This is a genomic window from Streptomyces sp. NBC_00525 (assembly GCF_036346595.1).
Lineage (GTDB): Bacteria > Actinomycetota > Actinomycetes > Streptomycetales > Streptomycetaceae > Streptomyces.
The window spans coordinates 4,638,050-4,663,110 of sequence record NZ_CP107834.1; the positions used below are offsets into that span (position 1 = coordinate 4,638,050).

General features: G+C 71.0%; 23 protein-coding genes and 1 riboswitch. Of the genes, 15 read left to right on the plus strand and 8 right to left on the minus strand.

Features of this window, described 5'->3' with window-relative positions; all coding sequences use genetic code 11:
* Window positions 1-20: 20 nt before the first annotated feature.
* The 8 genes from OG710_RS20785 (at window position 21) to OG710_RS20820 (ending at window position 7,449) form a co-directional block, all read left to right on the plus strand.
* Window positions 21-671, plus strand: a complete 651-nt coding sequence (locus OG710_RS20785; RefSeq protein WP_330240665.1) for an alpha/beta hydrolase family protein — start codon at window positions 21-23, stop codon at window positions 669-671.
* Window positions 672-955: 284 nt separating this feature from the next.
* The gene (locus OG710_RS20790; RefSeq protein WP_199563631.1) at window positions 956-1,612 is read left to right on the plus strand and encodes a sigma-70 family RNA polymerase sigma factor; all 657 of its coding nucleotides are present in this window, start codon (window positions 956-958) and stop codon (window positions 1,610-1,612) included.
* Window positions 1,609-1,929: a mycothiol system anti-sigma-R factor gene (gene rsrA, locus OG710_RS20795; protein ID WP_111338076.1), complete on the plus strand. Its 321-nt coding sequence runs from the start codon at window positions 1,609-1,611 to the stop codon at window positions 1,927-1,929. Before OG710_RS20790 ends, rsrA begins: the two co-directional genes overlap by 4 nt.
* 179 nt (window positions 1,930-2,108) lie before the next feature.
* Complete coding sequence (locus OG710_RS20800) at window positions 2,109-3,494, plus strand: HD-GYP domain-containing protein (protein WP_330240666.1); 1,386 nt, start codon at window positions 2,109-2,111, stop codon at window positions 3,492-3,494.
* Window positions 3,491-4,774: an HD-GYP domain-containing protein gene (locus OG710_RS20805; RefSeq protein ID WP_330240667.1), complete on the plus strand. Its 1,284-nt coding sequence runs from the start codon at window positions 3,491-3,493 to the stop codon at window positions 4,772-4,774. The genes OG710_RS20800 and OG710_RS20805 overlap by 4 nt, the downstream gene beginning before the upstream one ends.
* Before the next feature lie 91 nt (window positions 4,775-4,865).
* Window positions 4,866-5,858, plus strand: a complete 993-nt coding sequence (locus tag OG710_RS20810; protein WP_093706389.1) for a tetratricopeptide repeat protein — start codon at window positions 4,866-4,868, stop codon at window positions 5,856-5,858.
* A gap of 59 nt (window positions 5,859-5,917) precedes the next feature.
* Window positions 5,918-6,556 (plus strand): peptide deformylase, encoded by a 639-nt coding sequence (gene def, locus OG710_RS20815; RefSeq protein WP_330240668.1) that lies wholly within the window; start codon window positions 5,918-5,920, stop codon window positions 6,554-6,556.
* A gap of 161 nt (window positions 6,557-6,717) precedes the next feature.
* Window positions 6,718-7,449, plus strand: a complete 732-nt coding sequence (locus tag OG710_RS20820; RefSeq protein WP_330240669.1) for a D-Ala-D-Ala carboxypeptidase family metallohydrolase — start codon at window positions 6,718-6,720, stop codon at window positions 7,447-7,449.
* 53 nt (window positions 7,450-7,502) lie between these two features.
* On the opposite strand, the gene OG710_RS20825 is transcribed toward OG710_RS20820, so the two are convergent.
* The gene (locus OG710_RS20825) at window positions 7,503-8,477 is read right to left on the minus strand and encodes a GlxA family transcriptional regulator (RefSeq protein ID WP_330240670.1); all 975 of its coding nucleotides are present in this window, start codon (window positions 8,475-8,477) and stop codon (window positions 7,503-7,505) included.
* 81 nt (window positions 8,478-8,558) lie between these two features.
* Between OG710_RS20825 and OG710_RS20830 the strand changes: the two genes are divergently transcribed.
* Window positions 8,559-8,771, plus strand: coding sequence for a hypothetical protein (locus tag OG710_RS20830; RefSeq protein ID WP_330240671.1), 213 nt, complete (start codon window positions 8,559-8,561; stop codon window positions 8,769-8,771).
* Window positions 8,772-8,780: 9 nt separating this feature from the next.
* Here the strand turns inward: OG710_RS20830 and OG710_RS20835 are convergent, their stop codons facing one another.
* The 5 genes from OG710_RS20835 to OG710_RS20855 form a co-directional block, all read right to left on the minus strand.
* Entirely contained in the window at window positions 8,781-9,800 is a 1,020-nt protein-coding gene (locus OG710_RS20835; RefSeq protein ID WP_330240672.1) for a ribonucleotide-diphosphate reductase subunit beta, read from the minus strand.
* Window positions 9,800-12,202 carry a ribonucleoside-diphosphate reductase subunit alpha gene (locus tag OG710_RS20840; RefSeq protein WP_330240673.1) on the minus strand — a complete coding sequence of 801 codons (2,403 nt, stop codon included), beginning with the start codon at window positions 12,200-12,202 and terminating at the stop codon, window positions 9,800-9,802. Before OG710_RS20840 ends, OG710_RS20835 begins: the two co-directional genes overlap by 1 nt.
* 142 nt (window positions 12,203-12,344) lie before the next feature.
* A riboswitch (cobalamin riboswitch) is annotated at window positions 12,345-12,468 on the minus strand.
* A gap of 65 nt (window positions 12,469-12,533) precedes the next feature.
* Window positions 12,534-14,150: a monocarboxylate uptake permease MctP gene (gene mctP / locus OG710_RS20845; protein ID WP_330240674.1), complete on the minus strand. Its 1,617-nt coding sequence runs from the start codon at window positions 14,148-14,150 to the stop codon at window positions 12,534-12,536.
* Entirely contained in the window at window positions 14,147-14,401 is a 255-nt protein-coding gene (locus OG710_RS20850) for a DUF3311 domain-containing protein (protein WP_330240675.1), read from the minus strand. Before OG710_RS20850 ends, mctP begins: the two co-directional genes overlap by 4 nt.
* Before the next feature lie 175 nt (window positions 14,402-14,576).
* Complete coding sequence (locus OG710_RS20855; RefSeq protein ID WP_330240676.1) at window positions 14,577-15,347, minus strand: GntR family transcriptional regulator; 771 nt, start codon at window positions 15,345-15,347, stop codon at window positions 14,577-14,579.
* Window positions 15,348-15,629: 282 nt separating this feature from the next.
* Between OG710_RS20855 and OG710_RS20860 the strand changes: the two genes are divergently transcribed.
* The 4 genes from OG710_RS20860 (at window position 15,630) to OG710_RS20875 (ending at window position 20,465) form a co-directional block, all read left to right on the plus strand.
* Complete coding sequence (locus OG710_RS20860; protein WP_330240677.1) at window positions 15,630-16,931, plus strand: sugar ABC transporter substrate-binding protein; 1,302 nt, start codon at window positions 15,630-15,632, stop codon at window positions 16,929-16,931.
* 112 nt (window positions 16,932-17,043) lie between these two features.
* A complete protein-coding gene (locus OG710_RS20865) occupies window positions 17,044-18,057 on the plus strand; it encodes a carbohydrate ABC transporter permease (RefSeq protein ID WP_330240678.1) in 1,014 nt (337 codons plus the stop codon).
* Complete coding sequence (locus OG710_RS20870; protein WP_330240679.1) at window positions 18,054-18,917, plus strand: carbohydrate ABC transporter permease; 864 nt, start codon at window positions 18,054-18,056, stop codon at window positions 18,915-18,917. The genes OG710_RS20865 and OG710_RS20870 overlap by 4 nt, the downstream gene beginning before the upstream one ends.
* Window positions 18,918-18,926: 9 nt before the next feature.
* The gene (locus OG710_RS20875) at window positions 18,927-20,465 is read left to right on the plus strand and encodes a glycoside hydrolase family 3 protein (RefSeq protein WP_330240680.1); all 1,539 of its coding nucleotides are present in this window, start codon (window positions 18,927-18,929) and stop codon (window positions 20,463-20,465) included.
* A gap of 81 nt (window positions 20,466-20,546) precedes the next feature.
* Here OG710_RS20875 and nagB read toward each other — a convergent pair whose 3' ends face one another.
* Window positions 20,547-21,332 carry a glucosamine-6-phosphate deaminase gene (gene nagB / locus OG710_RS20880; protein WP_330240681.1) on the minus strand — a complete coding sequence of 262 codons (786 nt, stop codon included), beginning with the start codon at window positions 21,330-21,332 and terminating at the stop codon, window positions 20,547-20,549.
* Between the two features lie 219 nt (window positions 21,333-21,551).
* Between nagB and OG710_RS20885 the strand changes: the two genes are divergently transcribed.
* Together OG710_RS20885 and OG710_RS20890 are read left to right on the plus strand one after the other, a co-directional pair.
* Window positions 21,552-22,622 (plus strand): SIS domain-containing protein, encoded by a 1,071-nt coding sequence (locus OG710_RS20885; RefSeq protein WP_330240682.1) that lies wholly within the window; start codon window positions 21,552-21,554, stop codon window positions 22,620-22,622.
* A 371-nt stretch (window positions 22,623-22,993) separates the two neighbouring features.
* On the plus strand, window positions 22,994-24,460 hold the full coding sequence (locus OG710_RS20890) for a sensor histidine kinase (RefSeq protein ID WP_330242303.1): 1,467 nt from the start codon (window positions 22,994-22,996) through the stop codon (window positions 24,458-24,460).
* Window positions 24,461-24,645: 185 nt separating this feature from the next.
* Here OG710_RS20890 and OG710_RS20895 read toward each other — a convergent pair whose 3' ends face one another.
* A complete protein-coding gene (locus tag OG710_RS20895) occupies window positions 24,646-24,903 on the minus strand; it encodes a WhiB family transcriptional regulator (protein WP_003953983.1) in 258 nt (85 codons plus the stop codon).
* Window positions 24,904-25,061 lie beyond the last annotated feature (158 nt).

Sequence of the window (25,061 nt, forward strand, 5' to 3'; positions counted from 1 at the left end):
CCTGTTGGTTGGATGGGCCCGTGACCACCGACGCAGCGACACCCCGCACCGAAACGGTCGAGACCGCGACCGGCACCGCGCGCATCACCTGGCTGACGGCCCCCGCGCCGCGCCTCCTGCTCGCCCTCGGCCACGGCGCCGGCGGCGGCATCGAGGCCCGTGACCTCACCGCTCTGGGCGCCGCCCTGCCCGCGCACGGCGTGAGCGTCGCCCTGGTGGAGCAGCCCTGGCGGGTCGCCGGCAAGAAGGTCGCGCCCGCCCCGAAGACGCTGGACACCGGCTGGCACGGGGTGTGGCCGGCCCTCGCCGCCGCCGGGCTCCCGGTCGTCGCGGGCGGACGCAGCGCCGGGGCCCGCGTCGCCTGCCGCACCGCCGCGGCGCTCGGCGCCCGCGCGGTCCTGGCGCTCAGCTTCCCGCTGCACCCGCCGGGCCGCCCCGAGAAGACCCGCGCCGCCGAACTGCTGGACTGCGGCCTGCCCGCGCTCGTCGTCCAGGGCGGCAACGACCCCTTCGGCAGGCCCGCCGAGTTCCCGCCGGGCGACTACCGGATCGCCGAGGTGCCGTACGGGGACCACGGCTTCGCCGTGCCGAAACGGTCCGGGCTCACCGGCGAACGCGCGATGGAGATCCTCACCGGCGCCGTCACCGGATGGCTGGCCGGAATCGGCTGAACCGGAATCGGCCGCGCGGCCGGGAATGCCCGGCGGGGGACCGCTGTTGTTCCGGACATCGGTACGCCAACGTCGTAAGTGGAGAGGGAGTCCGTCGCATGGGTTCGACCATCTGCCCGCGTCGCACAGATACCGCTGACCTGGAGTGGACGGTCCTGCACGCGGCCACCACCACCCATGAGCGGTCACCCGGCGGCACGGAACGACAGCCCGCGCGGGACCAAGGTCGACTATTCTCCGATTCGAGCGGGTCCGGTGCGGGCTCCGCCCCAGCGTTGGAGGAGGTGGGTCCGGTCACTGGGACCGACACAGGGACCGACGACGGCCGCCCGCAGGAGACGACGGCCGAGCGCAACGCGCGTTTCGAGCGCGACGCCCTCGGTTTCCTGGACCAGATGTACTCGGCTGCCCTGCGCATGACGCGCAACCCCGCGGACGCCGAGGACCTGGTCCAGGAGACGTACGCCAAGGCGTACGCCTCCTTCCACCAGTTCCGTGAGGGCACCAACCTCAAGGCGTGGATGTACCGCATCCTCACGAACACCTTCATCAACTCGTACCGCAAGAAGCAGCGCGAACCCCAGCGCAGCGCCGCCGAGGAGATCGAGGACTGGCAGCTGGCCCGCGCCGAGTCGCACATGTCGACCGGGCTGCGCTCCGCCGAGTCGCAGGCCCTCGACCACCTCCCCGACTCGGACGTGAAGTCCGCGCTGCAGGCGATTCCCGAGGAGTTCCGCATCGCGGTCTATCTCGCCGATGTAGAGGGCTTTGCCTACAAGGAGATCGCGGACATCATGGGGACACCCATCGGTACGGTGATGTCCCGACTGCACCGGGGCCGCCGTCAGCTGCGCGGCATGCTGGAGGATTACGCCCGCGACCGCGGACTCGTCCCCGCGGGCGCCGGTAAGTCGGACGATCGGAAAGGCTCGGGCTCATGAGCTGCGGAGAGCCGCACGAGACGGAATGCTCAGAGGTCCTCGACCACCTCTACGAGTTTCTCGACCGGGAGATGCCCGACAGCGACTGCACCAAGTTCGAGGCGCATTTCGTCGAGTGTTCCCCCTGCCTGGAGAAGTACGGCCTGGAACAGGCCGTGAAGAAGCTGGTCAAGCGCTGCTGCGGTCATGACGACGTACCGGCCGACCTGCGGTCCAAGGTGATGGGCCGGATCGACCTCATCCGCTCCGGACAGGCCGTGCCGGACCAGGACGTCACGGTCTCCGACACCGAGGTGCCGACCGCCGCCGGAGACTGAACCCTCCGGAGCCGGACCACCCTCCGGGACCGAAACACCCTTCGGTTCCGGACCACCCTCCGGAACCGAACCTTCCGCCGCTTCACCCGAACGTGCTAATCGCCCCCATCGGCCCCCGCCCGGCCCGCCCCGCTCGTTAGCGTGGCTCCTTCACGAGCGGAGCTGGGGGGCGAGCGACGGTGGAAGCCACACGCCGGGCCACGCGGGCCCACATCGGAGCCGTCGCCCTCGCGGCGGCCCTGTGCGCCGGGCCCGCCCTGCGCCCCGGCGCAGACACCCCGTGGGCCACGCTCGCACTGCTCACCGGGCTCTACCTCGTCTGCGAACTCCCCGGCCGCTGCCCGTCCTTCGGCGGCTCCGTGCCGCTCGGCGCCGGCTCGTTCTTCCCGCTGCTGCTCGCGGCGGCCTTCCTGCTGCCGCCCCCGGCGGCCGCGCTCGTCGCGATCCCCGGCTCCCTCGCGGGCCGGGTGGACGAGCCGCCCGCCACCGCCCGCCGGATCTGGCGCGCCGCCGAACTGGCCGTCGCCGTATGGGCCGCCGCCTGGGCGCACACCCTGCTCGGCGGCCCCGCCCCCGGCGCCCCGCCCGCCCTGCCGTACGCGCTGCTGCCCGTCTGCGCGGCCGTCCTCGCCTTCAGTGCGGTGCTCGCCGCCCTCGACGGCTCGATCCTGCTCGTCGCGGAACACCTGCCCGCGCGCCGCGCCTGGCGCGGACTGCCGGCACGCTCGCTCGCCCCCCACCTGGTGCACGGCCTCGCCGGGCTGATGATGGCCGTCCTGTGGAACAGTCCCTACGGGCCGCTGGCCGCGCTCTTCGTCCTGCTGCCCATGTACATCTCCTGCTGGGCCTTCGCGCAGTACCACCGCGAGCACGCCGCCCACCGGGCCACCATCAGGGCGCTCGTCCAGGCCGTGGACCTCAAGGACACCTACACCCGGGGCCACAGCGAACGCGTCGGCCGCGCCTCCGTCCTCATCGCCCACGAACTGGGCATGGACCGGCACCGCGTCGAAGTGCTCCGGTTCGCCGGCATCCTGCACGACGTCGGCAAGCTCGGCGTGCCCACCCGCGTCCTGCGCAAGGACGGCCCGCTGACCCCCGAGGAGCGGCGCGTGATCGAGCTGCACCCGGAGTACGGGCACGAGATCGTCCGGGGCATCGGCTTCCTCGGCGAGGCCCGCGCCGCGATCCTGCACCACCACGAACGCCTCGACGGCAGCGGCTACCCCTACGGGCTCTCCGGCCGGGGCATCCCCGAGTGCGCCCGCGTCGTCGCCGTCGCCGACGCCTTCGACGCCATGACCTCGACCCGCTCCTACCGGCGCGCCCGCCCCGTCCCGGCCGCCGTCGAGGAGCTGAAACGCTGCGCGGGCACCCAGTTCGACCCCCGGATGGTCCGGGCGCTGGCCCGCGGCCTGGAACGCTACGGCTGGTGCGCGGCGGTCACCTCGGACGACGCGCCGCCCGTCCCCGCGCCCCGCGAAGAGACCCCCGGCGGACACGGCACCGGCGCCGCCGCCGGCCGGGCGCCCGGCCGCCCGCCCGAGAGCGGGGAACCCCGGTGACCCTCCGGCGGGCCCGGCAGGCCCCCGCCGCCCGCGCCGTGCACGCCGCCGCCCTCCTCCTCGCCGCCACCGGCCTCGCCCACACCCTCTGGTACGGCATCGGCGAACCGGGCCACGCCCTCGCCTTCGGCGCCCTCGTCACCATCGGCGAACTGGCCCGCCGGGGCGCCCGGCCCGGCGAGCGGGAACCCGCGCCGCTCGGTGCCGCCGGGGGCCTCGCGTACGCCCTGCTCGGCCGCAGCGACGGACAGCCCACCAGCCACGGCGTCCTCCAGGTCGTCGCCGTGCTGGCCGCCGCCCAGCTCGTCGCCTCGGTGCCGCAGCTGGCGCGGGGCGACGGACCGGGCGCCGACCAGGTGGCCCGGCGGCTGCTCACCGTGACCTTCGCGGCGGTCTGCTTCCAGCCCCTGTTCAACACCGGCCGCTGCGAGCGCTGGCTCGGCGACGGCCCGTACTACGCGGCGTTCCTGCTGCTCCTCCTCGGCCTGACCGCCCTGTGCGACGCCGTCCTCGCCGCCCTCCTGCTGCGCGCCCGGACCCTGCCCCGCGGCTCCCGCGCGACCCCCGTCCCATACGGGCCGCTGCTCCGCGACGAGCTGCGGGCGCTGAGCGGGATCGGTTCGGCGGTGTGCGCGACCGGGGCCGTCATGGCGCTCGGCGTGGCCGCCGCCGGACTGTGGGCGCTGCCCGTGCTGTGCGTACCGCTGCTGCTCACCCAGCTCTCCTTCCGCCGTTTCGCCGCCGTACGCACGACCTACCGCCAGACCATCGCCTCCCTCGCCAGGGCCACCGAGATCGCCGGCTACACCCCGCACGGCCACGCCCGCCGGGTGGCCGAGCTGTGCACGGCGGTCGGCCGCGAGATGGGGCTGTCCGGGCCCGAGCTGACGGTCCTGGAGTACGCCGCGCTGATGCACGACATCGGCCAGCTCTCGCTGGTCGACCCGGTGCCGGACGGGGCGACGGCCCTGCTGCCGGCCGCCGAGCAGCGCCGGATCGCGCTGCTGGGCGGGGCGGTGGTCCGGCAGACCGGGGTGGACCCCAGGGTCGCCGTCGTGGTGGAACGGCAGGCCGACCCCTATCGCGAGCAGCCGCTGTCCGCCAGGATCGTCCGGGCCGTGAACGCATACGACGACCTGTGCGGGGAAAGTCTCTCCGGGCCGCTGGGTGCGCTGGAACAGCTCAGGCTCGGAACCGGGCACGACTACCAGCCGCAGGTGGTGGAATCACTGGCCCGGGTTCTGGCCAGGGGCGGTGCGGCCCCTGTCCCGCTGGGGTAACCGATGGGTAATGAGCGGGCGTCCGGCCCGGCATGGTTGGATGCGAAGAGAGCGGTAGAACGAGGGTGTCCAGTCGGGACAGGCGGGAATCGTGAGGATCTTCGGGAAGGTACGGCATCGGCCGTCCGCCTCTTGGCGGCAGGCCACGGACCGCGCGTTCACGCTGATCGGCGACGGCCGGTACGAGGACGCGGGCGCGCTGCTGACGCGTGCGGCGGACCTGGAACCCTGGCTCTCCGAGTCGTGGTTCAACCTGGCGCTGCTGCACAAGTTCCGGCACGACTGGGAACAGGCGAGGGCCGCCGGGCTGCGCGCCGTCGCCCTGCTCGACAAGGAGTCCGGCGCCCCGGACTGGTGGAACGTGGGCATCGCCGCGACCGCCCTCCAGGACTGGCCGCTCGCGCGCCGCGCCTGGCAGGCGTACGGGCTCAAGGTGCCCGGCGGCGGCCGGCAGACCCCGGCCGCGGGCAACGAGCCGGTCGGCATGGAGCTGGGCAGCGCGGCGGTACGGCTGTCGCCGGAGGGCGAGGCGGAGGTCGTCTGGGGCCGGCGGCTCGACCCGGCCCGGATCGAGGTGCTGTCCATCCCGCTGCCGTCCTCCGGGCGGCGCTGGGGCGAGGTCGTGCTGCACGACGGGGTCCCGAACGGCGAGCGGATCACCGCGGCCGGCCCGTCCTACCCGGTGTTCGACGAGATCGAGCTGTGGGCGCCCTCGCCCGTGCCGACCTGGGTGGTGCTGCTCGAAGCGGCCACCGAGGCCGACCGGGACGCGCTGGAGCAGCTGGCGTCGGACGCGGGCTTCGCCGCCGAGGACTGGTCCTCGTCGGTGCGGCTGCTGTGCCGCTCCTGTTCGGAGAGCCGGATGGAGAGCGACGAGGGCGACGGCGAGCACCTGGACCCGCACGACCACAGCGAGCCCGGCCACCCCGGCCCGCTGGGGCACCGCACGGCCGGTGAGCTGTGGGTACCGGAGCGCGAGTGCGGCCTGGCGGCCCCGGCCGGTCTGGTGCGCGGCCTGCTGGACGGCTGGGTGGCGGACAGCCCGGACAGCCGGGAGTGGCGGGATCTCGAAGAAGTCTGCTGACCGCTGCCCGTAGGCTGTACGGGCACCGATTCGGGTTTTGAGGAAGGCGTACGGCGGACATGGCGCAGCAGGAGACGGACGAGCAGGTCAACGTCGACGAGGAGGGCTTCCTCATCGACACCGAGGACTGTGAGGCGCGCGAGACGGCACACCGCGAGCGCGGCACCTCCCGTCCGATCACGGTCGTGGGCAACCCCGTCCTGCACAAGGAGTGCAAGGACGTGACGGAGTTCGGCGACGAACTGGCCGCGCTGATCGACGACATGTTCGCGAGCCAGCGGACGGCGGAGGGCGTCGGCCTGGCCGCCAACCAGATCGGCGTGGACCTCAAGGTCTTCGTCTACGACTGCCCCGACGACGACGGTGTGCGGCACGTGGGCGCCATCTGCAACCCGGTCCTGGAGGAGCTGCCGCCCGGCGCGCGGGCCCTGGACGACTCCAACGAGGGCTGCCTCTCCGTCCCGTCGGCGTACGTCTCGCTGGCCCGCCCCGACTACGCGGTGGTGCGCGGCCAGGACGCCGCCGGCAACCCCGTCCGGGTGCGCGGCACCGGATACTTCGCGCGCTGCCTCCAGCACGAGACGGACCACCTGTACGGCTACCTGTACATCGACCGGCTCTCCAAGCGCGACCGCAAGGACGCGCTGCGGCAGATGGCGGAGAACACCCCGCGCTACGAGGTCGTCCCCAACGACTGACCGGCGCCCACGCGCGCACGCGCGGGCCCGCCCGGTTCGCCGGGCCGGGCCCGCCCGTCGTTTTCCGGGATGTCAATTGCCATTTCTACACGCGTAGTTGACGCGCGTCGACTCGTCCGCCAGGCTCGGGGCCACAACCTCCACAGCGGTAGGGAGCCCTCGTGATCAGACGATCCGCACGACTGCTGCTCAGCCTTGTCATGACCATGGCGTTCGCCTGGGGTGGTGCGGTGGTCACCGCCGGCCCCGCCCAGGCCGACGGCTGCTACACCTGGACGCGCACCCTGCGTCCGGGGGCCACCGGCAACGATGTCGCCCAGCTCCAGATCCGGGTCGCCGGCTACCCCGGATACAACTCCGTCCTCGCCGTCGACGGCTCGTACGGCCCCGCCACCACGGCCGCCGTCAAGCGCTTCCAGGCCGCCTACGGACTGGCCGCCGACGGTATCGCCGGACCCGCGACCCAGTCCAAGATCTACGCCCTCCAGGACGGCGACTGCACCCCGGCGCACTTCACCTACGCCGAGATGAACCGCTGCAACAGCACCTGGTCCGGCGGCGCGGTCTCGGCGGCCACCGCCAAACAGAACGCGCTGACCACCATGTGGAAGCTGGAGGCGCTGCGCCACGCGCTCGGTGACCGGCCCATCAACATCAACAGCGGGTTCCGGTCGAGGGCCTGCAACAGCGCCGTGGGCGGCGCGTCCAACAGCCGCCATCTGTACGGCGACGCGGCCGACCTCGGCGGGATCGCGTTCTGCACCCTCGCCAAGCAGGCCCGCTACCACGGGTTCCGGGGCATCCTCGGCCCGGGCTACCCCGACCACAACGACCACGTCCACGTGAACCAGGGCCCCAGCCGCTTCTGGTCGGCGCCCAACTGCGGCATCTGAACCCGGGTGGGGCCGCCGCTGCCCGGCGGCCCCACCCGCTCGGCGCCCGGAGGTCAGGCCGCCTCGACGACGGCGGACGGCCCCCGGAAGGTGCGCCGGTACGCCTGCGGAGTCGTGCCCAGCGCCCGTACGAACTGATGGCGCAGCGCGGCCGCGTTGCCGAAGCCGGCCCGCCCGGCGATCGTGTCCATCGTCTCGTCGGACGTCTCCAGCAGGTGCTGGGCGAGCAGGACGCGCTGGCGCAGCAGCCAGCGGTACGGAGTGGTGCCGGTCTCCTGCTGGAAGCGGCGGGCGAAGGTGCGCGGCGACATGTGCGCCTGGGCGGCGAGCTGCTCGACGGTCATCTCCCGGTCGAGGTGGCGCTCCATCCAGGCCAGCGTGTCGCCGACCGTGTCGCACCGGGTGCGGGGGAGCGGCCGCTCGATGTACTGGGCCTGGCCGCCGTCCCGGTGCGGCGGCACCACCATCCGGCGGGCGATGGTGTTGGCCGCGGCCGGTCCGTACGCCTGGCGGACCAGGTGCAGACAGGCGTCGATCCCCGCCGCCGTCCCCGCCGACGTGGTGACCGGCCCGTCCTCCACGTACAGCACGTCCGGTTCGACGCGGGCGCGCGGGAAGCGGCGGGCCAGGTCGTCGGCGTGCCGCCAGTGCGTGGTGCAGCGGCGGCCGTCCAGCAGCCCGGCCGCGCCCAGCAGATACGCCCCGGAGCACACGCTGAGGACCCTGGCCCCCCGGTCCACGGCCCCGCGCAGCGCGGCGAGCACTTCCTCGGGGAACTCCCGGTCCGCGAAGCGGCTGCCGGCCGGTACGGCGATCAGGTCGGCCTCCTCCAGCCGGTCGAGGCCGTGGGGGGTGTCGATGGTGAACCCGGCGTGGGTGCGCAGCCGGGGCCCTTCGCCGGAGACCACGGCGAAATCGTGCACCGGGAGCCCGTCATCGCTGCGGTCGAGGCCGAACACCTCGCACAGCACGCCGAGTTCGAACGGGTGGACGTCATCGAGCATCAGGGCGGCGACGTTGTTCAGCATGGACCCAGTGTGGCAGTAATTCGATGTCCTGTGACAGTCCTGCCACTGCCGCTTCTTCGTCGGAACGAGGACAGTAGAGGCATGAACGCATTCCTGAACTTCCTCGGCATTTCCGCACTTTTCGCCTTCGTTCTGCTGCCGGCCGTGCTCGGCATCGCCCGCGAGCGCCGCATCGACCGCGAGCTGCGCGAAGCGGAACAGGACCGGAGCACCCACCCACCGCAAAGCGCGGACGCCGCGCGGCCGGCGGGGGCCGCACGGCATCCGTACGTCAGGAGCTGGGCGAGGATTTAGCCCTTCCGCCTAGAACTCGTCGTCGAAGGAGACGGTGCCCTCCACCGCCACCTGGTAGGCGGACGGGCGCCGCTCGAAGAAGTTCGTCAGCTCCTGGACCCCCTGGAGCTCCATGAAGGCGAACGGGTTCTGCGAGCCGTACACCGCGGGGAAGCCCAGCCGGACCAGCCGCTGGTCGGCGACGCACTCCAGATACGCGCGCATCGACTCGGTGTTCATACCGGGCAGCCCGTCCCCGCACAGATCGCGCCCGAACTGCAGCTCCGCCTCCACGGCCTCCCGCAGCATGTCGGTGACCTGCCGCTCCAGGGCGTCGTCGAAGAGGTCCGGCTCCTCCTTGCGGACGGTGTCCACGACCTCGAACGCGAAGTTCATGTGCATCGTCTCGTCGCGGAAGACCCAGTTGGTGCCCGTGGCGAGGCCGTGCAGCAGACCGCGCGAGCGGAACCAGTACACGTACGCGAAGGCGCCGTAGAAGAACAGCCCCTCGATGCACGCCGCGAAGCAGATCAGGTTGAGCAGGAAGCGCCGCCGGTCCGCCTTCGTCTCCAGCCGGTCGATCTTCTCCACCGAGTCCATCCAGCGGAAGCAGAACTGCGCCTTCTCGCGGATCGAGGGGATGTTCTCGACGGCCGCGAAGGCGGCGGCCCGGTCGTCCGGGTCGGGCAGATAGGTGTCGAGCAGCGTCAGATAGAACTGGACGTGCACGGCCTCCTCGAACAACTGCCGCGACAGATACAGCCGCGCCTCCGGGGAGTTGATGTGCTTGTACAGCGTCAGCACCAGGTTGTTGGCGACGATCGAGTCACCGGTCGCGAAGAACGCCACCAGCCGGCCGATCAGATGCTGCTCGGCGGGCGTCATCCTCGCCAGGTCCGCCACATCGGAGTGGAGGTCGACCTCCTCCACGTGCCAGGTGTTCTTGATCGCGTCCCGGTAGCGCTCGTAGAAGTCCGGGTAGCGCATGGGCCGCAGGGTCAGCTCGAATCCCGGGTCGAGCAGGTTCTTCGTGGTGTTCTCGGCGGTCATCACTGGCAGGCCTCGCAGGACTCGGGGTTTTCCAGGGAGCAGGCGACGGCGTCCGCGTCGGGCGCCTGCGCCTGCTGTACGGGGACGGGGGCGGCGGCCGACGCCGTCCCGGACGCGGCCCGCGCGATCCGGGTCGCCGGGCGGGACCGCAGGTAGTACGTCGTCTTCAGGCCCTGCTTCCAGGCGTACGCGTACATCGAGGAGAGCTTCCCGATCGTCGGCGTCTCCAGGAACAGGTTGAGCGACTGGCTCTGGTCGAGGTACGGCGTACGGGCCGCCGCCATGTCGATCAGGCCGCGCTGCGGGATCTCCCACGCGGTGCGGTACAGCGTCCGCACCTCTTGGGGAATCCAGGCGAAGTCCCGTACCGAGCCGTTCGACTCGCGCAGCGCCTCACGCGTCCGCGCGTCCCACACGCCCAGCCGCTTCAGCTCGTCCACCAGATAGCCGTTGACCTGGAGGAACTCCCCGCTCAGCGTCTCGCGCTTGAACAGGTTCGACACCTGGGGCTCGATGCACTCGTAGACGCCCGCGATCGAGGCGATCGTCGCCGTCGGGGCGATGGCCAGGAGCAGCGAGTTGCGCATCCCGGTCCGCGAGATCCGGGCGCGCAGCGCCTCCCAGCGCTCCGGCCAGGCCGGCTCCGTGTCGTAGTGGTCGGGGTGCAGCACCCCGCGCGCGGCCCGCGTCCCGGACCAGGCGGGCAGCGGACCGGACCGCTCCGCGAGGTCGCAGGACGCCTCGTAGGCCGCGAGCATGATCCGCTCCGCGATCTTCGTGGAGAGCGCACGGGCCTCGGGGGAGTCGAACGGCAGCCGCAGCCGGAAGAACACGTCCTGGAGCCCCATGGCGCCCAGGCCCACCGGCCGCCAGCGGGCGTTGGACCGGCCGGCCTCCTCGGTCGGGTAGAAGTTGATGTCCACCACCCGGTCCAGGAAGGTCACCGCCGTCCGCACGGTGGCGTCCAGGCGCTCCCAGTCCATCGAGCCGTCCGCGACGAACGCGCCCAGGTTGACCGAACCGAGGTTGCACACGGCGGTCTCGCCGTCGTCGGTGACCTCCAGGATCTCGGTGCACAGGTTCGAGGAGTGCACCACCCGGCCCGGCTCGGCGGTCTGGTTGGCGGTGCGGTTGGCGGCGTCCTTGAACGTCATCCAGCCCTGGCCGGTCTGTGCCAGGGTGCGCATCATCCGGCCGTACAGCTCGCGGGCCGGCAGCGTCCTGCGGGCCAGGCCCCTCGCCTCGGCCGCCCGGTACGCGGCGTCGAACGCGTCGCCCCACAGGTCCACCAGCTCCGGCACGTCCGCCGGGGAGAACAGCGACCAGTCGGCGTCGGCGTCGACCCGGCGCATGAACTCGTCCGGAATCCAGTGCGCGAGGTTCAGGTTGTGCGTGCGGCGCGCGTCCTCGCCGGTGTTGTCGCGCAGCTCCAGGAACTCCTCGATGTCCGCGTGCCAGGTCTCCAGGTAGACGGCGGCGGCGCCCTTGCGCCGGCCGCCCTGGTTCACGGCGGCGACGGACGCGTCCAGCGTCTTGAGGAACGGCACGATGCCGTTGGAGTGCCCGTTGGTGCCCCGGATCAGCGAGCCGCGGGCGCGCACCCGTGAGTAGGAGAGGCCGATGCCGCCGGCGTGCTTGGAGAGGCGGGCGACCTGGTGGTAGCGGTCGTAGATGGAGTCCAGCTCGTCCAGCGGCGAGTCCAGCAGATAGCAGGAGGACATCTGCGGGTGGCGGGTGCCGGAGTTGAAGAGGGTGGGCGAGGAGGGCAGATAGTCCAGCCGGCTCATCAGCCCGTACAGCGCGGCGACCTCGTCCAGGGCCCGCGCGGACTCGTCCTCGGCGAGCCCGGCGGCGACCCGGAGCATGAAGTGCTGGGGCGTCTCGACGACCCGGCGGGTGTGCGGGTGGCGCAGCAGATAGCGGCTGTGCAGAGTGCGCAGCCCGAAGTAGCCGAACCGGTCGTCGGCGCCGTCCGCGAGGGACCGCTCCACCAGGGCGTCCAGCGCGGCCGCGTGCGCGGTGACGAAGGCGGCGGTGCGGTCCGCGATCAGGCCCTCGCGGTGGCCCGCGGCGACGGACGCGGAGAACGAGGTGGCGCCCTGGCTCGCGGCCTCGTCCGCGATGGACCGGGTGAGCAGCCGGGCGGCGAGCCGGGAGTAGGCGGGGTCCTCGGAGATCAGGCCCGCGGCGGCCTCGGTGGCCAGGGCGCGCAGCTCGGCCGCGTCGGACCGGGCGCTGCGGCCGCGCAGGGCGGCGGCCGCGACCCGGCCGGGGTCGGTGTCGGGCAGGTCGGCGGTGAGGTCGGTCAGGGTCCGCAGCAGTGCGGTGCCGGGCCCGTCGCTCGCGGGTCCGGTGGTTCCCGAACCGGCCGCCGCGGCCGGTTGTGCTGGCGCGATGGTCACGTGGTGCTCTCCCTCGCTCGGCTCTGGGCCGGCGGGGAGCGGGGGCAGCCGGGCAGGAGCGGGCCCGGCGCGGGGCGGCACTCCGTACGGCGTCCACCGGCCCATCCCACGAGGCCCGGACGTCTGGGCGCCCGGTTCGGTCGAACCGGACGCGCTGTCGGCAGGTCCTCGGACTCATGGGTGCGCGAAAGCGCACCGAATACACCGTTGCGGGACAGTTCCGGATTCGCACCGGATTCCCCTGCGGCGACAGCGAGGATGAGCATACATGTGGGGGCTGCCCGATCGGGCAGCCCCCACATGTTGTGTCGTGCGGTTCGGACGCAGCCGGTCAGTGGCCGCCCGGCGCCCCCGCGGTGGCCGGCGGGAGCTCGGCCTCGACGCCCGGATCGCCCGCGTCCGCGGTGTAGTCGGCCGGCGAGGTCTCGTCGATGCCCGCGGGCGCCTTGACGGCGTTCAGGACGAACGTCAGCACCACGGTGACCAGGACGTTCAGCACGAAGGCGGTCAGCCCGATGTAGCCGATCTCACCGAGGCCGGGGATCTCGTCGGAGGAGCCGCCGAAGTGCTTCTGGGTCGGGCTGGCGACGCCGTACGCGGCGGCCGTGCCGTAGATCATCCCGGCCGCCCAGCCGGCCAGCAGCGCCCAGCGGTGGAACCAGCGGGTGAACAGGCCGCCGACCAGGGCCGGCATCGTCTGGAGAATCCAGATCCCGCCGAGCAGCTGGAAGTTGATCGCGACCGTTTTGTCCATGGTGAGGACGAAGGCGAGCGCGCCGACCTTGACCAGCAGCGAGACCACCTTGGAGACCTTGGTCTCCTGTTCGGGCGTCGCGTCCGGCTTGAGGAAGTCCTTGTAGATGTTGCGGGTGAACAGGTTGGCCGCGGCGATGGACATGATCGCGGCCGGCACCAGGGCGCCGATGCCGATCGCGGCGAACGCCACCCCGGCGAACCAGTCGGGGAACATGTTCTCGAACAGCTGCGGGATGGCGAGCTGGCCGTTGTCCACCTTGACGCCGGCCGCGATCGCCATGAAGCCGAGCAGCGCCAGCAGGCCCAGCATCAGGGAGTACAGCGGCAGGATGGTGGTGTTGCGGCGGATCACCTCACGGCTGCGGCTGGAGAGCGTCGCCGTGATGGAGTGCGGGTACATGAACAGGGCGAGCGCGGAGCCGAGCGCCAGCGTGGCGTACCCCCACTGCCCGGCCTCGGCGGGCACCAGGCCGCCCGCGCCCGCTTCGGTGAACTTGTCCCGGGCGGCGGCGAAGATGTCGTCGAAGCCGCCGAGCTTGATCGGGATGTAGATGATCGCCACCGCGATGACGAGGTAGATCAGCCCGTCCTTGACGAACGCGATCAGCGCGGGCGCCCGCAGCCCCGAGGAGTAGGTGTACGCGGCGAGCACCGCGAAGGCGATGAGCAGCGGCAGGTCCTTGACGAACCAGTTGGTGTTCTCGCCGCCGCCGACGCCCATCACGTCCAGCACCGCCTGGATGCCGACGAGTTGGAGCGCGATGTACGGCATGGTGGCGAGGATGCCGGTGACCGCGACGGCCAGCGAGAGCCCCTTGGAGCCGAAGCGGCCGCGCACGAAGTCCGAGGTGGTGACGTAGCCGTGCTTGTGCGAGACCGACCACAGCCGCGGCAGGAAGGTGAAGATCAGCGGGTACACCAGGATGGTGTAGGGCACCGCGAAGAAGCCGGCCGCGCCCGCCGCGTAGATCGCCGCCGGGACCGCGACGAAGGTGTACGCGGTGTAGAGGTCGCCGCCGAGCAGGAACCAGGTCACCCAGGTGCCGAACGACCGTCCGCCCAGGCCCCATTCGTCGAGGCTGGCCTCGTTGGCGGCCCGCCGCCAGCGGGCGGCCATGAAGCCCATGACCGTGACGGCCACGAAGAAGAAGATGAAGACGGCGAGCGCGACGCCGTTGACTCCGTCCGTCATGCCGACGCACCCCCCTTGCGGGCGCGCTGGTCACGCTGCCACAGCTTGTACGCGACCATGGTGAGCACGGTGGAGATCAGTACCCAGAGCATCTGGTACCAGTAGAAGAACGGGATGCCGATGAAGGCGGGGTCGGTCTTCGCGTACGAGCCCACCCAGAGCATCGCCACGAACGGCGCGACGAGACAGAGCGCGATGACCACTCTCGTCGGTGTGACGACGGGTGGTTTTCCTTCTGGTTCCTCCGGCATGGCGGTGTCTCCGTCCCCTCGTTGATCATCTGTGATGCGCAGGGAATCTAGGGGGAGGGTCCGGCCGGCGTCACCCCCTGGCGGGGCCGCGGTGCGATGAACGGTCGTTACGGAACGCCGAACGGCCCCCGGAGGTGGGTCCGGGGGCCGTTCACAAGGACATGCGTACGAGGGGTCAGTCCAGCGGCCGCTTGAGCCGGGCCACGAACTTGTAGCGGTCGCCGCGGTAGACGGAGCGCACCCACTCGACCGGCTCGCCCTGCTCGTCCAGCGAGTGCCGGGAGAGCATCAGCATCGGCAGGCCCACGTCCGTGCCGAGCAGTCCGGCCTCGCGCGGAGTGGCCAGCGAGGTCTCGATGGTCTCCTCGGCCTCCGCCAGCCGGACGTCGTACACCTCGGACAGCGCGGTGTAGAGCGAGGTGTACTTCACCAGCGAACGGCGCAGCGCCGGGAAGCGCTTGGCCGAGAGGTGAGTGGTCTCGATGGCCATCGGCTCACCGCTCGCCAGACGCAGGCGCTCGATGCGCAGGACGCGTCCGCCGGCGCTGATGTCGAGCAGCCCGGCGAGGGTGTCGTCGGCGGTGACGTAGCCGATGTCCAGGAGCTGCGAGGTGGGTTCGAGCCCCTGGGCACGCATGTCCTCGGTGTACGAGGTGAGTTGCAGGGCCTGGGAGACCTTCGGTTTGGCGACGAAGGTGCCCTTGCCCTGGATGCGCTCCAGCCGGCCCTCGACGACCAGTTCCTGGAGCGCCTGGCGCACGGTGGTGCGCGAGGTGTCGAACTCCGCCGCCAGGGTCCGTTCCGGGGGAACGGGGGTGCCTGGCGGCATGGTGTCCGTCATGTCGAGGAGATGTCGCTTCAGCCGGTAGTACTTAGGCACACGCGCGGTCCGCGTACCGGCTCCCGCGCCCGTCTCGTTGTCCGTACTGCCCCCGTCGGCACCCATGGCCCGCCTCCCCGACTGCTGCGTTGCTGCCGTCACCGGCTCCTCCGTCTGTCGCGGCTCACATGGTGGCACGGTCCGGTCACGGCTGGTCGCCCTCCCTCAGGTGTCGGTCCTATAACGGACGCGAGTGCACTTCTTATACACCCTTGACACCCCTAAAGGTCTAGGCCAAGCTCCCGGTAACTGGTCTAAACCATTAAAGACCAGGTCCCAGCCCCAGAGGTACTCGTCGACGTTTTCGCGCGGTGGGGAGGGGGTTGCAGCATCCCTGAGGAGGGTGGCGTGAAGCGCAAGCTCATCGCGGCGATCGGCGTCGCGGGCATGTTGGTTTCTGTTGCGGCGTGTGGTGGCTCCGACAGCAAGGACTCGGCGAAGGACCCGAAGGACCGCAAGGAAGACCTGACTGTCTGGCTCATGGGCGAAGCCCAGACGACCTGGCCCGAGCTGGTCAAGGACGTCAACGCCCAGTTCAAGAAGAAGTACCCGAACGTCAACGTCAAGGTTCAGTACCAGGGCTGGGCCGACAAGGTCAAGAAGCTCGACACCTCCCTCGGCGGCGACAAGTTCCCGGACGTTGTCGAGCTCGGCAACACCGAGACGATGCAGTACATCCTCAATGGTGCTCTCGGCGAGATCGACCCCTCGAAGTACGAGAACTCCGACACGTGGATCAAGGGCCTCAAGGACACCTGCTCCTTCGAGGGCAAGATCTACTGCGTGCCTTACTACGCCAGTGCCCGTCTGGCGGTCTACAACAAGGACATGCTGAAGGACGCCACCGGCAGCGACGCCCTTCCGCAGACCGAGGACGAGTTCCTCAAGGCCATGGACAAGGTCTCGGCCAACCTGGCGAAGAAGGACAAGCGCGCTTCGTCCCTCTACTACCCCGGTCGTTACTGGTACGCCGCGATGTCCTACGTCGCGGCCGAGGGCGGCCAGATCGCCAAGTACGACGAGGGTGCGAAGGAGTGGAAGGCCACGCTCTCCACCCCGGAGGCGCAGAAGGGCATCCAGCACTTCATCGACCTGGTCAAGAAGTACAACAAGGCCGACCAGCTGAAGGACGAGCAGGACCACGCCAACGTCATGGCCAACGAGAAGGCCGCGGTCATCTACGGCCAGGCCTGGGAGGCCGGCGGGGTCACCACGGGCGAGAACGGCAACCCGAAGCTCGAGGGCAAGATCGCGACGGCCGGTATGCCCGGCCCGAACGGCAAGGCGCTCCCGTCCTTCATCGGTGGCTCGGACCTCGCGACCATCTCCAAGTCGAAGGTCCAGGACCTCGGCCAGGAGTGGATCTCCCTCTTCACGAACGCGAAGTCCATGGAGGTCCTCGCGTCGAAGAACATCCTCCCGAACAACGAGAAGCAGCTTGAGCCGCTGAAGTCGAAGCCGGAGACGGCCTCCATCGCCAACGCGGTGCCGGACGCCTGGTTCACGCCGATCGCGCCGGGCTGGGCCTCCATCGAGAAGGAGGACATCCTGGAGAACATGCTCCTCGCGGTCCTCAAGGGGACGTCCGTCGCCGACGCCACGAAGAAGGCCGACAGCGAGATCGACGCCCTGATCAACAAGAAGGCCTGAGCCTTCTGATCGCCAGGCGGGGGCCCGGCGCAGCCGGGCCCCCGCTCCTTTTGCACAAGAACGCCGCATTTTCCGGGGCCCTCCCCGGACCCGCGATTGGAAGGTCAGCCACGTGACTGCCGCCGATACCAAGGCCGCCGGGCCACCGGTCCCTGTACCACGTGATCCGAAGGCGGACGGGGGCCCGCTGTCCGAGCAGGGCGGCAACGGCCCCCTCAAGCAGAAGAGGAAGCGGAAGAAGGGCGAACTGCTGCCCTATCTGCTGATTCTCCCGGCGATCGTGGCGATCGCCGCCGTCTATCTCTACCCACTCGGCAAGACCGTAGTCATGTCCTTCCAGGACCTGGGCCGGCGCGAGCTGTGGACCGGAGATCCCGCACCCTGGGTCGGCTTCGACCAGTTCACCAACATCCTCGGTGACTCCGAGTTCTGGTGGGTGACCTTCCGCACCATCGTCTTCATGGCCGTCTGTGTGACGCTCACCATGGGCATCGGTCTGCTGATCTCCCTGCTGATGCGCCGGCTGTCCAACTGGGTGCGGCTCGTCCTGACCTTCTGCCTCATCGCCGCCTGGGCGATGCCGCTGATGGTCGCCGCCTCCATCTTCCGGTTCATGGCCGACTCCGACTACGGCCTCATCAACACCCTCATCGCGAAGGTCGTCGGCGAGGACTGGCTCGGCCACAACTGGTACGTAAACCCGATCCAGGGCTTCGCGATCATCACCCTGCTGGTGGTCTGGGGTGCCATCCCCTTCGTCGTCGTCACCCTGTACGCCGCCCTCACCCAGGTCCCCCAGGAACTGGAGGAGGCCGCCTCCCTCGACGGCGCGACCAGCTTCGGCATCTTCCGCTACGTGACCTGGCCGGTCATCAAGCCGGTGTTCAGCATGGTCGCCACGCTGTCGGTGATCTGGGACTTCAACGTCTTCGGTCAGATCTGGCTGCTGCGCGGCAACAAGCCCGAGCCCGAGTACGAGACCCTCGGCCTCTACTCCTACTCGAAGGCCTTCGAGTCCACCTCCTTCAGCCAGGGCACCGCGATCGCCCTGATCACGGTGATCATGCTGTCCGTGGTGGCCGTGTACTACCTGCGCCAGCTCATGAAGACGGGAGAGGTCGAATGAGCACCACGACCGACACACCACAGGTCCTGCGTCCGGACCGCAAGAAATCCCGCTTCGGGCTCAACATCCTCGGCCTCGTCATCGCGGCCTTCATGGTCTTCCCGGTCTACTGGCTGGTCATCAGCGCCCTGCGGCCCAGCCGTGAGATCCGCTCGTACGACCAGACGCTGTGGCCCTCCTCGTTCACCTTCGACAACTTCGTCAAGGCCACCGAGCAGCCGAACTTCTACACCGCGATCCAGTCCAGCCTCATCGTCACGATCGTCGCCGTCGCCGGCGGCATGATCATCGCCACCCTGGCGGCCCTGGCCATCGGCCGGTTCCGCTTCTTCGGCCGCAAGTCCCTGGTCCTCATCCTCATCCTGGTCCAGATGCTGCCGCCGACGGCGATGCTCATCCCGATCTACACCCTGCTCAACGCCATGGGTGGCATCGACGAGTACTGGAGCCTGATCGTCGTCTACCTGGTCTCCACCCTGCCGTTCGCGACGATCATGATCCGCGGCTTCGTGGTGAACATCCCGGTGGAGCTGGAGGAGTCCGCCATGGTGGACGGCTGCACCCGCTTCGGCGCCTTCCGCCGCGTGATCCTCCCGCTGCTGGCGCCCGGCCTCGCCGCCGCCTCGATCTTCGCGCTCGTGAACGCGTGGAACGAGTACCTCTTCGCCTACATCCTGATCAACGACAACTCCAAGTACACGCTCAACGTGTGGCTGATGACGTTCACCAGTGAGCGCGGTACGGACTACGGTGCCCTGATGGCGGCGTCGACCATGATCGCCCTTCCGGTCGTCATCTTCTTCATGTTCGTGCAGAAGAAGATGGCCGCGGGTCTCACCTCCGGTGCCGTGAAGGGATAACGCCGCCCCATGACCACCCTCGTATCCACCACGGACACCGTCACCCGCGACGCTCTCGCCGTCCTGCAGCCCGGCTTCACCGGCACCACGGCACCGGATTGGCTGCTGCGCCGGGTCGGCGAAGGACTCTCCTCCGTCGCCCTGTTCGGCCGGAACGTCGAGACGCCCGAGCAGATCGCCGCGCTCACCGCCCGGCTCAGGGCCGAGCGGGACGACGTGCTCGTCGCCATCGACGAGGAGAGCGGCGACGTCACCCGCCTGGAGGTCCGCCAGGGCTCCTCCTTCCCCGGCAACCTGGCGCTCGGCACGGTCGACGACGCGGACCTGACCCGCGCCGTCGCCCACGAGCTGGGCCGCCGGCTCGCCGAGTGCGGGGTCAACCTCAACTGGGCCCCGTCCGCGGACGTCAACTCCAACCCCGGCAACCCGGTCATCGGCGTCCGCTCCTTCGGCGCCGAACCGGAGCTGGTCGCCCGGCACACCGCCGCCTACATCGAGGGCCTCCAGGCCGCCGGCGTGGCCGCCTGCACCAAGCACTTCCCCGGCCACGGCGACACCGCGGTCGACTCGCACCACGCGATGCCGCGCATCGACGTGGACCTGGAGACCCTGCACGCACGGGAACTGGTGCCCTTCCGGGCGGCCATCGCGGCCGGCTCCAAGTCGGTGATGAGCGCGCACATCCTGCTGCCCGCGCTCGACCCGGACCGCCCGGCGACGCTCAGCCCCCAGATCCTCACCGGGCTGCTGCGCCGGGACATGGGGTACGAGGGGCTCATCGTGACCGACGCCGTGGAGATGCAGGCCATCGCCTCGACGTACGGGATCGAGCACGGTTCCGTCCTCGCCATCGCGGCCGGGGCCGACGCGCTCTGCGTCGGCGGCGGGCTCGACGACGAGGACACCGTGATCCGGCTGCGCGACGCGCTGGTCGCCGCGGTGCGCTCCGGTGAACTTCCCGAGGAGCGGCTCGCCGACGCCGCCGCACGGGTACGGGCCCTCGCGTCCTGGGCGCGGGAGGCCAGGGGGGCCGGCCGGGAGCCGGGCGCGGAAGTGCAGGAGGGGACCGCGCCCGGCACCGCACGGAGCACCGGCGTCGCCTCGGACATCGGCCTGGTGGCCGCCCGCCGCGCGGTGAAGGTGACCGGCACGCCGGAACCGCTCACCGGCCCGGCGTACGTGGCCGCCTTCACCCCGGTCGCCAACATCGCGGTCGGCGACGAGACCCCGTGGGGCCTCGCGGCCGAGCTGGAGCGCCTGGTCCCGGGCACCGGGACCGACACGTACGACAGCGAGTCCGAGGCCCCGGCCGCGGCCGCGCTGGCGGCGGCGGGGGAGCGGCGCATCGTCGCCGTCGTCCGTGACGCCCACCGTCACCCGTGGATGGGCGAGGCCCTGGACGCGCTGCTGGCGGCGCGCCCGGACACCGTCGTGGTCGAGATGGGCGTGCCCCAGGCCGAGCCGCGGGGTGCCCTGTACATCGCGACGCACGGCGCCGCCCGCGTCTGCGGCCAGGCGGCCGCGGAGATCATCGCGGGTACCGCGTAACACCGCATACGAAAGGGCCGGGACACCTTCACGGTGTCCCGGCCCTTTCGTATGCGCGGAGTGCGCGGGCGGCGGGGGAGCCTACAGCCCCTGCCAGGCCGGCTTCGCGGCCCAGGTCGCGCGGAAGTAGTCCGCCAGCTTCAGCTTCGACGCGGCGGCCTCGTCGACCACCACCGTCGCGTGCGGGTGCAGCTGGAGCGCGGAGGCGGGCACGACCGAGGCGACCGGACCCTCCACCGTCGCCGCCACCGCGTCCGCCTTGCCCTCGCCGGTGGCGAGCAGGATCGGGTGGCGGGCCTCCAGGATGGTGCCGATGCCCTGGGTGATGACGTGGTGCGGCACCTGCTCGATGTCGTTGTCGAAGAAGCGCGCGTTGTCGATCCGGGTCTGCTCGGTGAGCGTCTTGATCCGGGTGCGGGAGGCGAGCGAGGAGCACGGCTCGTTGAAGCCGATGTGCCCGTCGGTGCCGATGCCGAGCAGCTGGAGGTCCACCCCGCCGGCCGCGGCGAGCGCCTTGTCGTACGCCTCGCAGGCCGCCTGGACGTCCTCGGCGGAGCCGTCGGGGCCCATGAACGCGTCCTCGGACAGGCCGAGCGGTTCGACGACCTCGCGCAGCACCACGGAGCGGTACGACTCGGGGTGGCCCGCCGGCAGCCCCACGTACTCGTCGAGCTGGCAGATGCGGGCGCGCGAGGCGTCCACGGCCCCGGAGCGGACCTTGTCCGCGAGGGCCTGGTAGATGGGCAGCGGGGTAGAGCCGGTGGCAACGCCGAGCAGGGCGTCGGGCTTGCGGCTCAGCAGGGCGCCGATGGCCCCCGCGATCAGTTCGCCGCCTGCCTTGGCGTCCGGGACGATGACAACTTCCACGCGGGGCCTGCCGATCCGATCGAAGAGTGACGTCTGTGGTATAGACCAATCAAGTTCCTAATCTAGCAGACTCGGGCCGCCCGGACACGGCCGTCCCGGCCCCTGGACCGCGCCCTGCGGACCCCGCCCGCAATCCCTCCGGACCCCGTCCGCTGGCGGCCCCCGCGCGCCCCGTGCTCGACTGGGCCGATCCATCGCGACCACCGGGAGGCACCAGACATGTCCGCCACGCACCCGGCCGACGACCGCGAGCGGCCCGGCCGCATCATGTCCGGCGAGATGGCCGAGCAGCCCGCGATGCTCCGCCGCATCCTGGAACGCGGCGCCCCGGCCATCCGCCGGACCGCCGAGCGGATCGCGGCCCGCAACCCGCGCTTCGTCCTGCTCACCGCCCGCGGCACCTCCGACAACGCGGCGCTCTACGCCAAGTACCTGCTGGAGATCACGATGGGGCTGCCCTGCGGCCTCGCCTCGATGTCCACCACCACGGCCTACGGCGCCCGGCCGGACCTGCGCGACGTCCTGGTGATCACGGTCAGCCAGTCCGGCGGCTCCCCGGACCTGGTGGCGTCCACCACGGCCGCGCGGGAGGCCGGTGCGGTGACCCTGGCCGTGACCAACAACCCGGACTCGCCGCTCGCGGCGGTCTCCGAGTACCACATCGACATCCTGGCCGGTCCCGAGAAGGCCCTGCCGGCCACCAAGACGTACACCGCCTCCCTGCTCGCGCTGTATCTGTTCGTCGAGGGGCTGCGCGGCGGCGACGGGGCGGCGGCCGCGGTCCTGCCCGAGCGCGCCGAGGAGGTGCTCGCACGCAAGGACGAGGTACGGGCCCTGGCCTCCCGGTACCGCTTCGCCGAGCGCATGGTGATCACCTCGCGCGGCTACGGCTACCCCACGGCCAAGGAGGCCGCCCTCAAGCTCATGGAGACCAGCTACATCCCGGCACTCTCCTACTCGGGGGCCGACCTGCTGCACGGCCCGCTCGCCATGGTCGACAACATCTCGCCGGTGATCGCCGTGGTGACCGACGGCCGGGGCGGCGAGGCCCTGCAGCCCGTGCTGGACCGACTGCGCGGCCGGGGCGCCGACCTGTTCGTCGTCGGCCCCGAGGCGCAGGTGGCGGCGGCCAGCGCGGGCTTCGTGCTGCCGACCGCGGGCGTGGCCGAGGAGGTCCAGCCGGTCCTGGAGATCCTGCCGCTCCAGATGCTGGCGTACGAGGTGACGATCGCGCGCGGCCAGGACCCGGACGCGCCGCGCGCGCTCGCGAAGGTCACCGAGACCCGCTGAGGGGGCTGCGTCAAAGAGGACGGCCCGCGGAAAAACCCGCGGGCCGCGGCGCCGGGCCGGGACCCTCAGCCCGACCAGCACCGCAGCCCGGAGTAGGGCCGCCCTCGCGGGCGGCCGGCTCGGCCGGCGGTGTGCGGTGCCCCCGGCCGGGGGGAGGCGCCGGCGCAGTCAGGGCAGAAGGCGCGGCACCTCGGTCCGCTCTCCTGTGCGGGGAGAGCGGAGGTTCGTACAGTCATCATTGTGGACTAGACCAATAGCCCCTGTCCATCCGCAGGACACGGCAATGCGGGCCCTTCTTCCCTGCACGTACGGGCAGGGTTTTCGGTTCGGAACGGTACGCGTCCACGGGTACGCTCGCACACGTGCCCTCCATGAACGACCTCGTACGCCAGCACACCGCCCTGAGCGACACCGACCTCGAGTGGCTCCATCTGCTGGTTTCGGAGTGGCAGCTGCTCTCCGACCTCTCCTTCGCCGACCTGGTGCTGTGGGTCCCCACCCGCGACGGCACCCGGTACGTGTCCGTCGCCCAGATGCGGCCCAACACCGGCCCCACCTCCTACCAGGACGACATGGTCGGGCATCTGGTGCCGCGCGGCCGGCGCCCGCTGCTCGACGCCGCCCTGGACGAGGGCCGCATCGTGCGCGAGGGGGACCCCGAGTGGCGCGAGGAGGTCCCGGTACGGGTCGAGTCGATCCCGGTGCGCCGGGAGGGCCGGGTGCTCGGCGTCATCGCGCGCAACACCAACCTGCTCACCGTCCGCACCCCTTCGCGGCTGGAGCTGACCTACCTCCAGTCCGCGTCCGACCTGGCGCAGATGATCGCCGCCGGGGCCTTCCCCTTCCCCGGCCAGCAGGTGGACATGGACGCGTCGCCGCGCGTCGGTGACGGCCTGATCCGGCTGGACGCCGACGGCGTGGTGCACTACGCCAGCCCCAACGGCCTCTCCGCCTACCACCGCCTCGGCCTCGCCTCCGATCTGGTCGGCCAGCACCTGGGCCAGATCACCGCCGAACTCGCCCCGTCCCGGGGGCCGGTGGACGAGGCCCTGGTCAAACTGGCCAGCGGTTACGCGCCCCGTGAGTTCGAGGTGGAGTGCTCGGGCGGGGTGATCCAGCTCCGCGCGATCCCGCTCAAGCCGAAGGGCGTCCGCATCGGCTCCCTGGTCCTCCTCCGGGACGTGACCGAACTGCGCCGCCGCGAGCGCGAGTTGATCACCAAGGACGCCACCATCCGGGAGATCCACCACCGGGTGAAGAACAACCTCCAGACGGTCGCCGCCCTGTTGCGGCTCCAGGCCCGCCGGATGGACTCGCCGCAGGGCCGCGAGGCGCTCAACGAGGCGGTCCGGCGCGTCGGTTCGATCGCCATCGTCCATGAGACGCTGTCCCAGAACCTGGACGAACGGGTGGAGTTCGACGAGATCGCGGACCGGGTCCTCGCGATGGTCGCCGAGATCTCGCCGGGCAAGGTCACCTGCCGCCGCACCGGACGCTTCGGGGTGCTCGACGCCGAGGTGGCCACCCCGCTGGCGATGGTCCTCACCGAGGTGCTGCAGAACGCCCTGGAACACGCCTTCTCCGTCGCCGAGTCGGGCACGGTGGAGGTCTCCGCCGTACGGGGCGGCTCACCCACCGAGGGACGGCTGCTGATCACCGTCCAGGACGACGGCTGCGGACTGCCCGAGGGATTCGACCCGCAGCAGGCCGGCAACCTCGGCCTCCAGATCGTCCGCACGCTGGTCGAGGGCGAGCTGGGCGGCTCGTTCGGCATGGTCCCGGCGCCGGAGCGCGGTACGCAGGTCGTCCTCGACATCCCGGTCCGCAATGAGAAGTAGCGGCCCGCCGCACACGGCAGAGAGCCCGGACCGTCGGTGACGGTCCGGGCTCTCTGGTCAAGCGTGCGCTTCGGGGGTACTGCGCGCTGCGACTCGGGGGGCGGGGTGGGGCGTACGCGCTGTCTACGGAGTAATGCCGTCAGGCATACGCACCACCGGGCTGAGGTTCGTAGCGGTGGCGTCGGTCAGGCGCTGGCGTTGCGCGCCCGGTTGCGAGCGGCGCGGCGCTTCATTGCGCGGCGCTCGTCCTCGCTGAGGCCACCCCAGACGCCGGAGTCCTGGCCGGACTCGAGCGCCCACTGCAGGCACTGCTCCATGACGGGGCAGCGACGGCAGACGGCCTTGGCTTCCTCGATCTGCAGCAGCGCAGGACCGGTGTTGCCGATGGGGAAGAACAGCTCCGGGTCTTCCTCACGACAAACGGCGTTGTGACGCCAGTCCATGGCTGCTACCTCTCCTTGGTATTACGTACTGTGGCTTGTGAATGTGAACGCTTTCACGAATCCCCCCGCAGGTGTAGGGCCGACGACCAGAAGGACTGGTTGTGGTCCTGTGAAGTGAGGAGGGGTTCTGGCTCTCAGTGGAGGCCGTTGTTGCGGGC

Coding starts and splice junctions, on each gene's coding strand:
- OG710_RS20895 (WP_003953983.1), bottom strand. CDS start 24,903: ATGGACTGGCGTCACAACGCCGTTTGTCGTGAGGAAGACCCGGAGCTG.
- OG710_RS20830 (WP_330240671.1), top strand. CDS start 8,559: ATGAACGCATTCCTGAACTTCCTCGGCATTTCCGCACTTTTCGCCTTC.
- OG710_RS20870 (WP_330240679.1), top strand. CDS start 18,054: ATGAGCACCACGACCGACACACCACAGGTCCTGCGTCCGGACCGCAAG.
- OG710_RS20850 (WP_330240675.1), bottom strand. CDS start 14,401: ATGCCGGAGGAACCAGAAGGAAAACCACCCGTCGTCACACCGACGAGA.
- OG710_RS20855 (WP_330240676.1), bottom strand. CDS start 15,347: ATGGGTGCCGACGGGGGCAGTACGGACAACGAGACGGGCGCGGGAGCC.
- OG710_RS20835 (WP_330240672.1), bottom strand. CDS start 9,800: ATGACCGCCGAGAACACCACGAAGAACCTGCTCGACCCGGGATTCGAG.
- OG710_RS20885 (WP_330240682.1), top strand. CDS start 21,552: ATGTCCGCCACGCACCCGGCCGACGACCGCGAGCGGCCCGGCCGCATC.
- OG710_RS20890 (WP_330242303.1), top strand. CDS start 22,994: ATGAACGACCTCGTACGCCAGCACACCGCCCTGAGCGACACCGACCTC.
- OG710_RS20875 (WP_330240680.1), top strand. CDS start 18,927: ATGACCACCCTCGTATCCACCACGGACACCGTCACCCGCGACGCTCTC.
- def (WP_330240668.1), top strand. CDS start 5,918: ATGGCGCAGCAGGAGACGGACGAGCAGGTCAACGTCGACGAGGAGGGC.
- rsrA (WP_111338076.1), top strand. CDS start 1,609: ATGAGCTGCGGAGAGCCGCACGAGACGGAATGCTCAGAGGTCCTCGAC.
- OG710_RS20825 (WP_330240670.1), bottom strand. CDS start 8,477: ATGCTGAACAACGTCGCCGCCCTGATGCTCGATGACGTCCACCCGTTC.
- mctP (WP_330240674.1), bottom strand. CDS start 14,150: ATGACGGACGGAGTCAACGGCGTCGCGCTCGCCGTCTTCATCTTCTTC.